The 14,083-nt window shown below is 70.5% G+C and carries 11 protein-coding genes and 1 pseudogene; 2 read left to right on the forward strand and 10 right to left on the reverse strand.

What is annotated here, in order from left to right:
- Positions 1 to 222: 222 nt before the first annotated feature.
- Positions 223 to 822 carry a 3-isopropylmalate dehydratase small subunit gene (leuD, locus tag H613_RS0101855; RefSeq protein ID WP_026922454.1) on the reverse strand — a complete coding sequence of 200 codons (600 nt, stop codon included), beginning with the start codon at positions 820 to 822 and terminating at the stop codon, positions 223 to 225.
- A 14-nt stretch (positions 823 to 836) separates the two neighbouring features.
- A complete protein-coding gene (gene leuC, locus H613_RS0101860; protein WP_051392814.1) occupies positions 837 to 2,264 on the reverse strand; it encodes a 3-isopropylmalate dehydratase large subunit in 1,428 nt (475 codons plus the stop codon).
- A 67-nt stretch (positions 2,265 to 2,331) separates the two neighbouring features.
- Here leuC and H613_RS0101865 point away from each other — a divergent pair, with 67 nt between their 5' ends.
- The gene (locus tag H613_RS0101865; protein WP_026922456.1) at positions 2,332 to 3,018 is read left to right on the forward strand and encodes an IclR family transcriptional regulator domain-containing protein; all 687 of its coding nucleotides are present in this window, start codon (positions 2,332 to 2,334) and stop codon (positions 3,016 to 3,018) included.
- Between the two features lie 141 nt (positions 3,019 to 3,159).
- On the opposite strand, the gene H613_RS0101870 is transcribed toward H613_RS0101865, so the two are convergent.
- The 8 genes and pseudogenes from H613_RS0101870 to hppD all read right to left on the reverse strand — a co-directional run bounded on the left by H613_RS0101870 (position 3,160) and on the right by hppD (position 13,291).
- A complete protein-coding gene (locus H613_RS0101870; RefSeq protein WP_026922457.1) occupies positions 3,160 to 3,672 on the reverse strand; it encodes a DUF6036 family nucleotidyltransferase in 513 nt (170 codons plus the stop codon).
- Positions 3,669 to 4,283, reverse strand: a complete 615-nt coding sequence (locus H613_RS29735; protein WP_211234659.1) for a helix-turn-helix domain-containing protein — start codon at positions 4,281 to 4,283, stop codon at positions 3,669 to 3,671. Before H613_RS29735 ends, H613_RS0101870 begins: the two co-directional genes overlap by 4 nt.
- A gap of 666 nt (positions 4,284 to 4,949) precedes the next feature.
- Positions 4,950 to 6,482 (reverse strand): annotated as a pseudogene (gene hutH, locus H613_RS23835) (histidine ammonia-lyase); the annotation flags it as partial.
- Positions 6,483 to 6,505: 23 nt separating this feature from the next.
- Complete coding sequence (gene hutI / locus H613_RS23840; RefSeq protein ID WP_051392855.1) at positions 6,506 to 7,693, reverse strand: imidazolonepropionase; 1,188 nt, start codon at positions 7,691 to 7,693, stop codon at positions 6,506 to 6,508.
- Positions 7,690 to 8,988, reverse strand: coding sequence for a formimidoylglutamate deiminase (locus H613_RS0101890; protein WP_026922458.1), 1,299 nt, complete (start codon positions 8,986 to 8,988; stop codon positions 7,690 to 7,692). Before H613_RS0101890 ends, hutI begins: the two co-directional genes overlap by 4 nt.
- Positions 8,982 to 10,184: an allantoate amidohydrolase gene (locus H613_RS0101895; protein ID WP_026922459.1), complete on the reverse strand. Its 1,203-nt coding sequence runs from the start codon at positions 10,182 to 10,184 to the stop codon at positions 8,982 to 8,984. The genes H613_RS0101890 and H613_RS0101895 overlap by 7 nt, the downstream gene beginning before the upstream one ends.
- A gap of 22 nt (positions 10,185 to 10,206) precedes the next feature.
- Positions 10,207 to 11,844, reverse strand: coding sequence for a urocanate hydratase (gene hutU, locus H613_RS0101900; RefSeq protein ID WP_026922460.1), 1,638 nt, complete (start codon positions 11,842 to 11,844; stop codon positions 10,207 to 10,209).
- A gap of 229 nt (positions 11,845 to 12,073) precedes the next feature.
- Entirely contained in the window at positions 12,074 to 13,291 is a 1,218-nt protein-coding gene (gene hppD / locus H613_RS0101905; RefSeq protein WP_084546223.1) for a 4-hydroxyphenylpyruvate dioxygenase, read from the reverse strand.
- Between the two features lie 164 nt (positions 13,292 to 13,455).
- On the opposite strand from hppD, the gene H613_RS0101910 reads away from it, so the two are divergent.
- Positions 13,456 to 13,950 carry an Lrp/AsnC family transcriptional regulator gene (locus H613_RS0101910; protein ID WP_026922462.1) on the forward strand — a complete coding sequence of 165 codons (495 nt, stop codon included), beginning with the start codon at positions 13,456 to 13,458 and terminating at the stop codon, positions 13,948 to 13,950.
- Positions 13,951 to 14,083 lie beyond the last annotated feature (133 nt).

The following is a 14,083-nucleotide window of genomic DNA, read 5'->3' on the forward strand; positions in this document are numbered from 1 at the left end:
GATAAGGTTGTCTAGCTAAACCAGCCGTTAAGCGCACGGTATGACGTTTCGAAAGCGAACGCAACTGTTTCGGGGAAAAAACCCCTTGTGTCGCAGGGCTTTTTTATTTGGACGCCCGAAATCGACGCTCACAACCCCGTTGGGACGGGCCGAAACACGTCTGGAGCCGGTGGGCGTCCCACCGGCTCCAGACGTGAACAATGCGATTATCGGCGCCCGCCGCTAGGCGGCACTGGGCAGAGTCCTAGGCCGCCAAGCGTCCCGATTCGATTCGAAGGCCGCGATCCGGGCCTCGTCGCGGAGGGTCAGGGCGACGTCGTCGAGGCCCTCCATCAGGCGCCAGCGGGCGAAGTCGTCGAACTCGAAGGCCCAGCTGCGGCCCTGCGCGCGGACTTCCTTCTCGACCAGGTCGACCGTGACCTCCACGGTCGGGTCGGCCTCGACGGCCCCCCACAGCTCCTCGACCGCCTCGCTCGGCAGTTCCACAGTCAACAGACCGTTCTTGAGCGAGTTGCCGCGGAAGATGTCACCGAATCGGGGGGCGACGACGGCCTTGAACCCGTAGTCCTTCAGCGCCCAGACCGCGTGCTCGCGCGAGGATCCGGTGCCGAACTCGGTTCCGGCGATCAGGATGGTGGCGTCGCGGAAGTCGTCCTGGTTCAGGACGAACTTCGGGTCGTCGCGCCACTCGGCGAACAGGCCGTCCTCGAAGCCGGTCTTGGTGACCCGCTTGAGGTAGACGGCGGGGATGATCTGGTCGGTGTCGACGTTCGAGCGCCGCAGCGGGAGCGCGGTGCCGGTGTGCGTCGTGACTTTCTCCATGTCCCTGTCCTCTCTCACAGGTCGGCCGGGCCGGCGAGGCGCCCGGCGACGGCGGTGGCGGCGGCGACGGCCGGGCTCACGAGGTGCGTGCGCCCGCCCTTGCCCTGGCGGCCCTCGAAGTTGCGGTTCGAGGTCGAGGCGGCCCGCTGGCCGGGCGTCAGCTGGTCCGGGTTCATGCCCAGGCACATCGAGCAGCCCGCGAAGCGCCAGTCGGCGCCGGCCTCGGTGAAGACCTTGTCGAGCCCTTCGGCCATGGCCTGCTCCCGCACGCGGGCCGAGCCGGGCACGACCATCATGTTGACGCCGTCGGCGACCTTGCGGCCCTTGATGACCTCGGCGGCGGCCCGGAGGTCCTCGATGCGGCCGTTGGTGCACGAGCCGAGGAAGACGACGTCGACGCCGACCTCGCGCATCGGCGTGCCCGCCTCCAGGCCCATGTAGGCCAGGGCGTTCTCGGCGGTCGAGCGCTCGATCGGGTCCTCGTAGGCGGCCGGGTCCGGCACGGCGCCGGAGAGCTCGACGCCCTGGCCGGGGTTGGTGCCCCAGGTGACGAACGGGCTCAGTTCGGCCGCGTCGATGACGATCTCGCGGTCGAAGACGGCGCCCTCGTCGGTCTTGAGGCCGCGCCAGTACGCGACGGCGGCGTCCCAGTCCTCGCCGGTGGGCGCGTGGTCGCGGCCCTTGACGTAGGCGAAGGTCTTCTCGTCGGGGGCGATCATGCCCGCCTTGGCGCCCCACTCGATGGACATGTTGCACACCGTCATGCGGCCCTCCATGGAGAGCTCCTCGACGGCCTGGCCGCGGTATTCGACGATGTGGCCCTTGCCGCCGCCGGTGCCGGTGATCGAGATGACCTTCAGGATGAGGTCCTTGGCGCTGACGCCTTCGGGCAGCGAGCCGTTGACGGTGACGGCCATGGTCTTCGGCTTGGACTGCGGCAGCGTCTGGGTGGCGAGCACGTGCTCGACCTCGCTGGTGCCGATGCCGAACGCGATCGAGCCGAACGCGCCGTGCGTGGAGGTGTGGGAGTCACCGCAGACGACGGTCATGCCCGGCTGGGTGAGTCCCAGCTGCGGGCCCACCACGTGGACCACGCCCTGCTCGGCGTCGCCCAGGGAGTGGATCCGCACCCCGAACTCCTCGCAGTTCGCCCGCAGCGTCTCGATCTGCTTGCGCGAGGTCGGGTCGGCGATGGTGAACAGGTTGTCGGTGGGCGTGTTGTGGTCCTCGGTGGCGAGGGTGAGGTCGGTGCGGCGCACCTTGCGCCCGGCCTGGCGCAGGCCGTCGAACGCCTGCGGGCTGGTGACCTCGTGGAGCAGGTGCAGGTCGATGTAGAGCAGATCGGGCTGTTCGCCGTCGGATCGCACTACGTGGTCGTCCCAGACCTTCTCGGCCAAGGTTCGCGGCCGCGTCGCCTCGGTTCCTTGTGGTGTACGTGACATCTTCTATCCCAGTCGTTGGACTTCTCGAATAATGGGAGGTAATGTTCAGCTCGTGAGAACGAATACTATCAGCGGAGTGGGCGTCCTCGACAAGGCGGTGCTCATCCTCACTGCTTGCACCAACGGCGCCAGCCTGGCTGAACTCGTGCACGAGACGGGACTGCCCAGGGCCACGGCCCACCGCCTCGCGCAGGCCCTCGAAGCCCACGAGATGCTCCAGCGCGACCACGAAGGGCGCTGGCGGCCCGGCCCCAAGCTCGGCGAGCTCGCCGGGTCCACCGCCGACGTCCTCCTCAGCGCCGCCGAGCCGGTCCTGAACCTCCTGCGGGACCAGACCGGGGAGTCGACGCAGCTGTACCGCCGCCGCGCCGACGAGCGCATCTGCGTGGCCGCCGCCGAGCGGGCCTCCGGACTGCGGGACACCGTCCCGGTGGGCGCGACGCTGCCGATGACGGCCGGTTCGGGCGCGCAGGTGCTCCTCGCCTGGGAGCCGCCGGAGGGCATCCTGCCGCTGCTGCCGAAGTGCCGCTTCTCGTCCAAGACCCTCGCCGAGGTGCGCCGCCGGGGCTTCGCCCAGTCGGTGGCCGAGCGCGAGGCGGGCGTGGTCAGCGTCTCGGCGCCCGTGCGGGACAAGACCGGCCGCGTGGTGGCCGCGATCTCGGTCTCGGGTCCCTTGGAGCGCCTCGGCCGCCGCCCCGGCGACCGCCTCGGCATGGCCGTCATCCGCGCCGGCCAGAAGCTCTCCGGCCTCTGACCGGGGAAGCGGCTATGTCACGCGACGAAACGCCGTCCTTCAAGACATTGCTTCGCGAACCGCCCTGCATCGACGACTTCCCCGACACCACCGACCTCCGCCGCGAGCTGCCGCGCGAGGCCGACCTGGATTCGGACTCCCTCAGCCAAGGAGCTCCCGCACCAGAAACTCGGTCTTAGGTGGGAGCAGATGCGGCGGATAGGTCTCCACGACACAGGCGAGGGCCTCATCGACGGAGGCGAATCCGCATAGGCGGTACAGCGTCAGAAGATCTTCGGCGTCCCGCTCAACCCTGGCGGCGATCGCCTTCATGGCGAACAGGTATCGAGGTGAGGCCACTCGCACCGCGATCCCGGGCGCGTCGAACAGAACCGTCGCGTTCGCGTCCATGCCGGGAAGGAAGCCTTTCACCGCGTCATTGAGCCAGTCATCGCGAAGGCCATGGCGCTCCCCGACTTCCCTGGCCGCCTCGTAGACGACCTGCTTCGGCTCGAAGACCGCATCGAGATCGCGGGTGGCGCGCCTGGTGTTGTAGGCCAAGGCCATCACCGCCCCGCCGACGAGGAAGAGCTCCGCCCGCTCATCGGCCTCGGCGAGCGTCACCCCTAGATCCGTCAGCAACTCCAGGATGGCGTCTCGGTCGAGCAGGCTCATACGCTCTCCAGCGACGCATGGTCGAGGAACACGCCGCGGCTGGCCAGTTCCTGCTGAGCGGATCCGGCGGACAGCGCGGCGAGTCCGGGCATCGGCCTGCCCATCAGTTCTTCGATCACGAACCAGAACCGCCGAAGAAACCGGCCCGGCGCGCTTGCCCACCCAGGAACGGAAAGGCCCGCACGGCGGCTGACATACTCGGCTATCCCGGCCAAGAGCGCGTCCCAGCGCTCGTCTCCGGTGCCGTCGGGCTCGACGCGCACGGCCCGTCGCACTACGGCCCGGTCGGCACCGTCGATGTCGTCGAGGAACTGAATGACGTGGCGGAGCGCCTCACTGGCATCCCCCGCCTTCAGCGAGGCCCGGACTTCGTCGGCCGTTCGCTCCAGCGACGGCGCTGCCGGGCGCCCGGCAGCGAATGTCGGCTCGACGCCGACGGCTCGGGCGTACCGCTCCAGCGTGCTGAGCCGCGGATCGGAGCGACCGGATTCGAGGCGGGCGATGGCGGACTGGGTCGTACCGATCCTCTCGGCGATGTCGGCCTGCGACAGCCTCAACTCGATCCGAGCCGCCCGCAAGCGCTCGACCACCGTCGACGAAAGTCTGTTCACGAAGCGATTATAGCGTATGCGCTATAATATGCGAGCGCCATTGCCAAACTGCTCCAGGACCCGGCCCGCTTAGAGGAATCCACAGTTTTCCGCGGGGACGAGCACCCGCAGGGGCCGAGCCGTTGTCCGACCGCTACAAAACGTGTCCGCTTCGCCCGCTTCGCGAATTGACAGAGTCACCACACTGGATGCATGGATGCGCCTCCCCCTCCCCCGCCCGATGAACGGACGCCGAGCCGCCCGCAGCGGTTCGACCGGGTCCGATACGACAGCGCTCTGACGTGTGCCTTCGCGATCGCCGCCGTGACCTTCCTGTGGCTGCTCACCGTCGGGATCCTGTTCATGTCGGCGGTCAGTGCGGGCCTGTGCGGCCTGGCACTGCCGTGCAGCGACGAAGAACTGGCGCGCCAGGACCAGTTGGAGCAGCTGACCGTCACCGCGTTCCTGGTCGGCCCCGTGGTCATCGCGATCGTGGCCTTCGTCCTGCGCATGCGCAACACCGGCTGGGCCTATGTGCTCATCGCCATCGTGCTGGGGATCCTCGCGCTCATGTACTCGGTGTATGCATCGGCGACGGCGCCCACGCCGGTCGATTCGGAGCCGTCGCACTCGAACGTGTGCATCGAACGCAGCGGCGGCGACACCCGGTGCCCCGGCGGATAAGCGGAGCGGGCCGACGGCCGCTTCGATGTCGGCTTTGAGGTGCGGTCCGGTGACCAGATCCTTGACCTGCTCGATGACCGGGGCCATGAACTGGTCGGGGCCGGGCTTGTCCGCGATCCGCTCGACCGCGGCGATCGCGGCACGCGCGGCCGGGGAGGGCCGCATCGGCTCGCGCAACTGGAGCGCGCGCACGGCGCTCAAGAGCTCCACCGCCAGCAGACTGCCGAGATTGTCGAGGACCTCGCGCAGTTTGCAGCCCGCCGACCAGCCCATCGAGACGTGGTCCTCCTGCATGCCGGAGGTCGGCACCGAGTCGACCGAGGCGGGCTGCGCGAGGCGCCGGTTCTCCGCGACGATCCCCGCCGCCGTGTACTGGGCGATCATGAGCCCCGAGTTCACCCCCGGGTCGGGGCTGAGGAACGCCGGGAGGCCCCGCGAGCGCGTGACGTCGAGCAGCCGGTCCACGCGGCGCTCGGCGATCGAGCCGACGTCGGCCGCGGCTATCGCCAGGAAGTCGGCCGCGTACCCCAGCGGCGCGCCGTGGAAGTTCCCGGTGGACTCGACGCGGCCGTCGCTCAGCACCACCGGGTTGTCCACCACGGAGCGCAGTTCGCGGTCGGCGGCGGCCGCGGCGTAGGCGAGCACGTCCCTGGCGGCCCCGGCGACCTGCGGGGCGCAGCGCATCGAATAGGCGTCCTGCACCGCGTGCGTCAGATTGTCGCGGTGGGAGTCCATGATCTCGGAGTCCTGCAGCAGCATGTGGATGTTGGCCGCGCTCGCCGCCTGGCCAGGCTGCGGGCGGATCTCGTGGAGCTCGGGCATGAACGGCCGGTCGGAGCCCAGCATCGCCTCGATCGACAGCGCGGCGCACACGTCGGCCATGGCGAGCAGGTGCGCGGCGTCGGCCCCGGCCAGGATCAGCATGCCGAGCATCCCGTCGGTGCCGTTGATGAGCGACAGGCCCTCCTTGGACGACAGCGTGACCGGTGCCAATCCGGCCGCGTCCAGGGCGCTCGGGGCGTCGACGCGGGCGCCGTCGTCGCCGAGGACCCAGCCCTCGCCGAGCATCACGAGCGCGCAGTGCGCCAGCGGCGCGAGGTCGCCGGAGGCGCCGAGCGAGCCGAACTTCGGCACCCACGGGGTGACGTCGGCGTTCAGCAGGGCCCCTATCGCCGCCGCCGTCTCGGGGCGGACGCCCGAATGGCCCATCGCCAGGGAGCGCAGCCGCAGCAGCATCATCGCGCGCACCACTTCCTTCGGCATCGGTTCGCCGACGCCCGCGGCGTGCGAGCGGATGAGCGCGTGCTGGAGTTCGGCCCGGCGCTCGGGCTCGATGAACGTGCCCGCCAGGGCGCCGAAGCCGGTGGAGACGCCGTAGACGGGGCGGCCCTCGCGCTCGATGCCGTCGACGACGGCGCGGCTGCGCTCCATCGCCGCCACGGCGCCCGGGTCGATGACGACACTGGCACTGCGGCGGGCCACGGCGATGACGTCGGCGGCGCTCACGCCGTGCTGCTTGATGTGGACGGTGTTCATTCGGCGGCTCCTCGGCACGGTGTTCACTCCGGTTCGGGTGGTCGGAGACGGGTGTGCGCGGCAGTGCTGTCGAATACGATGCCGCCGCGTACGACGGCGCTGACGAGCGGCGTGCCCGGCCGGTAGGCCAGGTGCACGTGGCTGGGCGCGTCGAGCACGGCCAGGTCGGCCCGGGCGCCGACAGTGAGGCGGCCGATGTCGCTTCGGCGCAGTGCCTTCGCGCCGCCCGCGGTGGCGGCGGCGACGGCTTCGGTGGGGCTCATGCCCATCTCGCGGACGGCCAGCGCGACGCAGAAGGCCATGCTGCTGGTGAAGGACGAGCCGGGGTTGCAGTCGGTGGCGAGGGCGACGGCAGCGCCCGCGTCGATGAGCCTGCGCGCGTCCGGGTACGGCGAACGTGTGGAGAACTCCGCGCCCGGCAGGAGCGTGGCGACCGTGGCGCCCGAGGCGAGCGCGTCGACGTCGGCGTCGGTCAGGTGCGTGCAGTGGTCGGCCGAGGCGGCGCCGAGTTCGACGGCGAGCCGCACGCCGGGCCCGGCGGTGAGCTGGTTCGCGTGGACGCGGGGGGCGAGCCCCGCCTCGATGCCCGCCATGAGGACCCGGCGGGCCTGGTCGCCGTCGAAGGCGCCGCGCTCGCAGAACACGTCGACCCACTTGGCGTGCGGGGCGCAGGCGGTGAGCATCTCGCCGCACACGAGGTCGACGTACTCGTCGGGATCGGTGTCGGCCGGGACGGTGTGGGCGCCGAGGAAGGTGGTCTCGGCGGTGAACTCCCCGGCGATGCGCAGCTGCCGCTCCTCGTCCGCGACAGTGAGGCCGTAGCCGGATTTGATCTCCACGGCGGTGGTGCCCTGGCGGAGCATCTCGGCGGTGAGGCGGGCGCAGGTGGCGCGCAGTTCGTCGTCGCTCGCGGCTCGGGTGGCGGTGACCGTGGTGCGGATGCCGCCGCCGGTGTAGGGCTCGCCGCTCATGCGGGCGGCGAACTCGGCGGTGCGGTCCCCGGCGAAGACGAGGTGGGCGTGGCTGTCGACGAAGCCGGGGATGACGGCGCCGCCGCGGGCGTCGAGCCGTTCGTCGGCCTCGGGCGCCTCGGCGGCCGGGCCGATCCAGGCGACGGTGCCGCCGTCGGCGACGAGGGCGGCACCGCTGCGAACACGGTGCTCGTCGTCGGCGGTGAACAGCTCGCCGATGTTGTCGACCAGGAGGCTCATCGCCACAGCTCCCCTATCGACTCGGCGAGTTCGGCCGCGGCGTCGACCGCGGTGTGGCGCCCGTCCGCGACGACGCGGCGCCCGTCGACCACGACGTCGGTGACATCGGCCGCGGTGGCGGCGTAGAGGATCCCTTCGGGCGCGATCCCGGCGGTGCGCGGCGAGTCCAGATCGACGGCCACCAGGTCGGCGCGGCGCCCGGGGGCGATGGCCCCCGCGTCACCCCAGCCGAGGCTGTCGTGGCGGGTGGCGGCGCCCAGCAGCTCGCCGGGCGCGAAGTGGCCGCGCCGCTCGGAGACGAGGCGCTCGTGCATCTCGAGGGCGCGGGCCTCCTCGAACATGTCGATGACGGCGCCCGAGTCGGTGCCCAGCGACAGCGGTATGCCCGCCTCGGCCATGGCGCGGGCCGGGCCGATGCCGTCGGCGAGGTCCCGTTCGGTGGTGGGGCACAGGCACACGGTGGCGCCCGAGCGGCGCAGCAGTTCGAGGTCGCCGCCCGCCGGGTGGGTGGCGTGGACGGCGGTCAGGTCGGGGCCGAGCAGCCCGCACCGCTCGAGCAGTTCGGTGGGGCTGCACCCGTGCTCGGCGCGGCAGGCCTCGTTCTCGGCGCGCTGCTCGGAGACGTGGACGTGGACGGGGCGGCCCTCTGTGGAGCAGGCGAACGCCTCGATCGCCGTCTCGGGAACGGCCCTGACCGAGTGGACGGCGGTGCCGACGAGGGCGTGGGGGGCCGCTTCGAGCTTGTCGACGCGGTTCATCCACGATTCGAGTCCGCCGTCGCCGAAGCGGCGCTGGACGCCGTCGAGGGGCTCGCCGAACCCGCCGGCGAGGTAGAGCGCGTCGAGGAGGGTGATGCGGATCCCGGCGTCGGCCGCGGCGGCGATGAGGGCCTGGCCCATCGCGTTCGGGTCGGTGTAGGGGCGGCCGCCGGGGGCGTGGTGCAGGTAGTGGAACTCCCCCACGCACGTGATCCCCGCGAGGGCCATCTCGGCGTAGACGGCCCTGGCGAGACGGAAGTACGCGTCGGGGTCGATGCGCTCGGCAAGGGCGTACATCTGGTCTCTCCACGTCCAGAAGGTGCCGCCTTCGCCGTGGGTGCGGCCGCGCAGGGCCCGGTGGAACGCGTGCGAGTGGGCGTTGGCCAGGCCGGGCATGACGAGGCCGCGCAGGACCTCGGCTCCGGCGGGCTCGACGCCGGCCACGACCGAGGTGATGCGGCCTTCGGCGGTCTCGATCGCGACGCCTTCGGCGACGCCCGCCTCCAGCCAGGCCCGTTCGGCCCAGTAGGTCAGCACGCCAGCTCCCGCAGCACTGCCGCGAGGGCGTCGGCGCCCGCGGCGCAGTCCTCGTAGTCGGCCTTCTCGCCGGGGGCGTGGGAGACGCCGGTGCGGTTGCGGACGAACAGCATCGCGGTGGGCACGTGCTGGGCGAGGACGGCCGCGTCGTGTCCGGCGCCGGTGGGCAGGATCGGGACGCCGCCCAGCAGCTCGGCGATCCGGTCGCGGAGCCCGGCGTCGAACTCGACCAGGGGCGTCTCGGACTCGGCCTCGATGGCGACGCGGGTGCGGTCCCGCTCGGCCCGGTCCACCACTTTGGACTCGATGCCGTCGACGATCTGGCCCAGGACGGCCTCGTCGGGGGCGCGCGCGTCGAGCCAGGCGCGGACCGTCCCGGGGATCACGTTGGCCGCTCCGGGCTCGGCATCGAGGCGCCCTACGGTGGCGATGCCGCCGACGATGCGGGCCTCCTTGCGGGCGGCCAGGACCATGAACGCGGCCGTCAGCATCGGGTCGTGGCGGTCGGCCATGACCGTGGTCCCGGCGTGGTTGGCCTCGCCGGTGAAGGTGAAGCGCCAGCGCCCGTGCGGCCAGATCGCGCTCGCGACGCCGACGGGCGCGTCCTCGGCGTCGAGGGCGCGGCCCTGCTCGATGTGGAGCTCGACGAACGCGCCGAGGTTCGCGAGGCGGTCGCGGTCGACGCCGAGGATGCTCGGGTCGGCGGCCGAGGCCTCCATGGCCTCGGCGAGGGTGATGCCATCGCGGTCGGTGAGGTTCCGGGCCACGTCGGGGTCGAGGGCGCCGGTCATGAGGCGGGAGCCGACGCACGGCACGCCGAACCGGCCGCCCTCCTCTTCGGTGAAGGCGACGATGCCGATGGGCCTGCGGGGCTTTGCGCCGGTCCGGCGCAGGACGTCGATCGCGAGGAACGCCGAGACGATGCCGAGCGGGCCGTCGAAGGCGCCGCCGTGCGGCACCGAGTCGAAGTGGCTGCCGGTCAGGACGGCGTCCCCGTCGCTCAGCGAGCCCCACCAGGCGAAGATGTTGCCGCTCCTGCCCGTCTCGACCTCCATGCCGCGCTTGTCGGCCTGGGTGCGGAACCAGTTGCGGCATTGCTGGTCGGCGTCGGTCCACGAGTAGCGCTCGTAGCCGCGCTTGGACCGCCCGATCGGCGACAGCCCGTCCCATAGCGCTCTGAACTCGGCGGCGTCCATCTGCTCTCCCTCTGCTGCTTCGTCACGCTTCCTTGGTCGGGATCCTGATCCCGTGGTCCTCGGCTACCCGTTCGGCGGCGTCGTATCCGGCGTCGACGTGGCGGATGACGCCCATGGCGGGGTCGTTGGACAGGACCCGCTCGATCTTCTCGGCGGCGAGGCGGGTGCCGTCGGCGACGGTGACCTGCCCGGCGTGGAGGGATCGTCCCATGCCGACGCCGCCGCCGTGGTGGATCGAGACCCAGCTGGCGCCCGAGGCGGTGTTGACCAGGGCGTTGAGCAGCGGCCAGTCGGCGATGGCGTCGGAGCCGTCGAGCATGGCCTCGGTCTCGCGGTACGGGCTGGCGACCGAGCCGCAGTCGAGGTGGTCGCGGCCGATGACGATCGGGGCCTTGAGGGTGCCGTCGGCGACCATCTCGTTGAATCGGGCCCCGGCCCGGTCGCGCTCGCCGTGGCCGAGCCAGCAGATGCGGGCGGGCAGGCCCTGGAAGGCGACGCGCTCGCGGGCCAGGGAGATCCAGCGATGCAGGGACTCGTTGTCGCCGAACAGGTCGAGGATCGCCTCGTCGGTGCGGGCGATGTCGGCCGGGTCGCCCGAGAGCGCGGCCCACCGGAAGGGGCCCTTGCCCTCGCAGAACAGCGGCCGGATGTAGGCGGGCACGAAGCCGGGGAACGCGAAGGCGCGCTCGAAGCCGCCTTCGAGGGCCTCGCCGCGGATCGAGTTGCCGTAGTCGAAGACCTCGGCGCCGGCGTCCTGGAAGCCGACCATCGCCTCGACGTGCTTCGCCATGGAGGCGCGGGCGCGTTCGGTGAACGAGGCGGGGTCCTCGCGGGCGAGCGCCGGAGCGTCCCGGTGGTCGACGCCTTCGGGGACGTAGGCGAGCGGGTCGTGGGCCGAGGTCTGGTCGGTGACGATGTCGACGGGGACGCCGCGGGCGAGGAGCTCGGGGATGACGGCGGCGGCGTTGCCGACCAGGCCGATCGAGGTCGCCTCACCGGTCTTGCGGGCCGCCAGGGCCCGCTTGAGCGCGTCGTCGAGGTCGTCGGCGACCGTGTCCAGGTAGCGCTGCTCGACTCTTCTGCGCAGTCTTTCGGGGTCGACGTCGACGATGAGGCACACGCCGTCGTTCATGGTGACCGCCAGCGGCTGCGCCCCGCCCATGCCGCCGCACCCGGCCGTCACGGTCAGCGTGCCCTTCAGCGTGCCGCCGAAACGCTTCGCGGCGATGGCCGCGAACGTCTCGTAGGTGCCCTGGAGGATGCCCTGGGTGCCGATGTAGATCCACGACCCGGCGGTCATCTGCCCGAACATGGTCAGCCCGAGCGCTTCGAGGCGACGGAACTCGGGCCAGGTGGCCCAGTCGCCGACGAGGTTCGAGTTCGCCAGCAGGACCTTGGGCGCCCACTCGTGGGTGCGCATGACGCCGACGGCGCGGCCCGACTGGACGAGCATCGTCTCGTCGGCTTCGAGCGTCTGGAGCGTCCGCAGGATCGCCTCCAGGTCGTCCCGGCTGCGGGCGGCCTTGCCGGTGCCGCCGTAGACCACGAGGTCCTCGGGACGCTCGGCCACGTCGGGGTCGAGGTTGTTCTGGAGCATCCGCCAGGCCGCCTCGGCCTGCCAGTCGCGGCAGTGCAGGGTGGTGCCGTGTGGTGCGCGCATCCGGTCCGCCTTCGCTGTGAGGTGATGCCAGTCTTGCAGAATTCCCGTTCGCCGCTTGGCGACACGTGGTCGAGTGAACAAGGCGACCATCAATCTTATAGGATATAATCTATAGGAAATAAGGCCGCAGTCAGATGCGGACGACCCCGCCTGACCGTAGGCCCCGATTCGCCCGATACGAGATCTCGTCCGGGCGCGGAGGGCCGCGCCCGGACGGCGGCGGCGTGGCTCAGAGGTTGCCGCGCCGCTCCTGCTCCTTCTCGAGCGCCTCGAACAGCGCCTTGAAGTTCCCCTTGCCGAAACTGAGCGAACCGTGGCGCTCGATGATCTCGTAGAAGACCGTCGGGCGGTCCTGCTGCGGCTTGGTGAAGATCTGGAGCATGTAGCCGTCCTCGTCGCGGTCGACCAGGACGCGGCGCTCCTTGAGCTCCTCGATCGGGACGCGGACCTCGCCGATGCGATCGCGCATCTCCGGGTCGTCGTAATAGGCGTCGGGCGCTTCGAGGAACTCCACACCGTTGGCGCGCATCGCGTCGACCGCGGCGAGGATGTCGTTGGTGGCCAAGGCGATGTGCTGGACGCCGGGGCTGCCGTAGAACTCCAGGTACTCGTCGATCTGGGACTTCTTCTTGCCCGGCGCGGGCTCGTTGATCGGGAACTTGACCTTGCGGGTGCCGTTGGCGACGACCTTGCTCATCAGTGCCGAGTACTCGGTGGCGATGGCGTCCTCGACGAACTCGACGATGTTGGAGAAGCCCATGACCTTCTCGTAGTACTCGACCCATTCGCGCATGCGGCCGAGTTCGACGTTGCCGACGATGTGGTCGATCGCCTGGAAGAAGCGCTTGGGCTCAAGGCCGGCGGCCACGGCGGACGAACGGTCCACAATGGGTTCGCGGGCGACGAAGCCGGGCAGGAACGGCCCGGTGTAGCCCGAGCGGTCGATGAGGACGTTGCGGGTCTCGCCGTAGGTGCCGATGGCGGCGACGCGGACGGTGCCGTGCTCGTCGGCGAGGTCGTGCGGCTCTTCGAGGGCGACGGCGCCCTGCTCCACGGCGTACCGATAATTCTTGTCCACATCGGGCACTTCGAGGGCGACTTCGATGACGCCGTCGCCGTGGGCGGCGTAGTGCTTGGTGGCGGCCGAATCGGCGGTGACGCCCCCGACTAGCACGAACGTGGCGCCGCCCGAGCGGAGCACGTACTCGGCGTGCTCGCGGAAGCCCTGCTCGGGGCCGCGGTAGGCAGTGCAGGTCATGCCGAACGCGGTGGAGTAGTAGTGGGCGGCCTGCTTGGCGTTGCCCACGTAGAACCTGACGTGGTCCCAGCCCTTGATGGGGAAGTCGTCGGCGTTGATGTCGTGCTCGACGGCACCCACCAGTCGGGCGTCATCCTCGGCGACGCTTGCGGAGTCGTGGGTTCGGGTGTTGCCTGCGATGTCGACCATGGCCGTCTCCTCAAGTCTCTGAACGCGCTCGCGGCTCGCGGATCTCACTGAACCGGTGCTGTGGCCTCGATCATCACCGGTGCCCCGCCTTTGGGCAAGTCGCCGGGAAAACGGTGGTCATCTTGTACATATGGCCCTGTTGTTCGGGCCATAGACTGGACAGTATGACCACCGAATCATCGATCGACGCACTCGACGCCCGGCTCATCGCCCTGCTGGAGGACGAGCCGCGCATCGGCGTCCTCGAATGCTCCCGGCGCCTCGGCGTGGCGCGCGGGACCGTGCAGGCGCGCATGGACAAGCTCGCCGCGCGCGGCGTCATCCGCGGCTACGGGCCCCACGTGGACCCCGCATCGCTCGGCTACCCCGTGATGGCATTCGTAACCTTGGAGCTGCGTCAGGCCGTCGGCCACGACTCCGTGGCGCGGAACCTCGCGCGCGTGCCCGAAGTGCTCGAGGCCCACACCGTCACGGGAACCGGCGACATGCTGTGCCGCATCGTCGCCCGCACCAACGCCGGCCTCCAAGGCGTGATCGACCGCGTGCTGGCCTGCGAGGGCGTGCTGCGAGCCTCAACGGTGATAGCCCTGGCCGAGCAGATCCCCCACCGGACCCTTCCGCTGGTAACCGAGGCCGCCAACCACAGGCCGCACCCATAAGACCTATATCTTATAGGCTATAAAGTCTCTGAGCGTCGACACTGTCATAAACAGGTTATAACTTATACCCTATATCGTCTTTAGATCATATAAGTTATAACCTGCGTAGTGGCCACTTTTCCGCGCGAAGAGC

Origin of the sequence: Glycomyces arizonensis DSM 44726 (genome assembly GCF_000482705.1) — a bacterium.
In the GTDB taxonomy this organism is placed as follows: Bacteria; Actinomycetota; Actinomycetes; order Mycobacteriales; family Micromonosporaceae; genus Glycomyces; species Glycomyces arizonensis.

Coding starts and splice junctions, on each gene's coding strand:
- leuD (WP_026922454.1), bottom strand. CDS start 822: ATGGAGAAAGTCACGACGCACACCGGCACCGCGCTCCCGCTGCGGCGC.
- leuC (WP_051392814.1), bottom strand. CDS start 2,264: ATGTCACGTACACCACAAGGAACCGAGGCGACGCGGCCGCGAACCTTG.
- H613_RS0101870 (WP_026922457.1), bottom strand. CDS start 3,672: ATGAGCCTGCTCGACCGAGACGCCATCCTGGAGTTGCTGACGGATCTA.
- hutI (WP_051392855.1), bottom strand. CDS start 7,693: ATGAGCCTCCTGGTCGACAACATCGGCGAGCTGTTCACCGCCGACGAC.
- H613_RS0101895 (WP_026922459.1), bottom strand. CDS start 10,184: ATGGACGCCGCCGAGTTCAGAGCGCTATGGGACGGGCTGTCGCCGATC.
- hutU (WP_026922460.1), bottom strand. CDS start 11,844: ATGCGCGCACCACACGGCACCACCCTGCACTGCCGCGACTGGCAGGCC.
- hppD (WP_084546223.1), bottom strand. CDS start 13,291: ATGGTCGACATCGCAGGCAACACCCGAACCCACGACTCCGCAAGCGTC.
- H613_RS0101910 (WP_026922462.1), top strand. CDS start 13,456: ATGACCACCGAATCATCGATCGACGCACTCGACGCCCGGCTCATCGCC.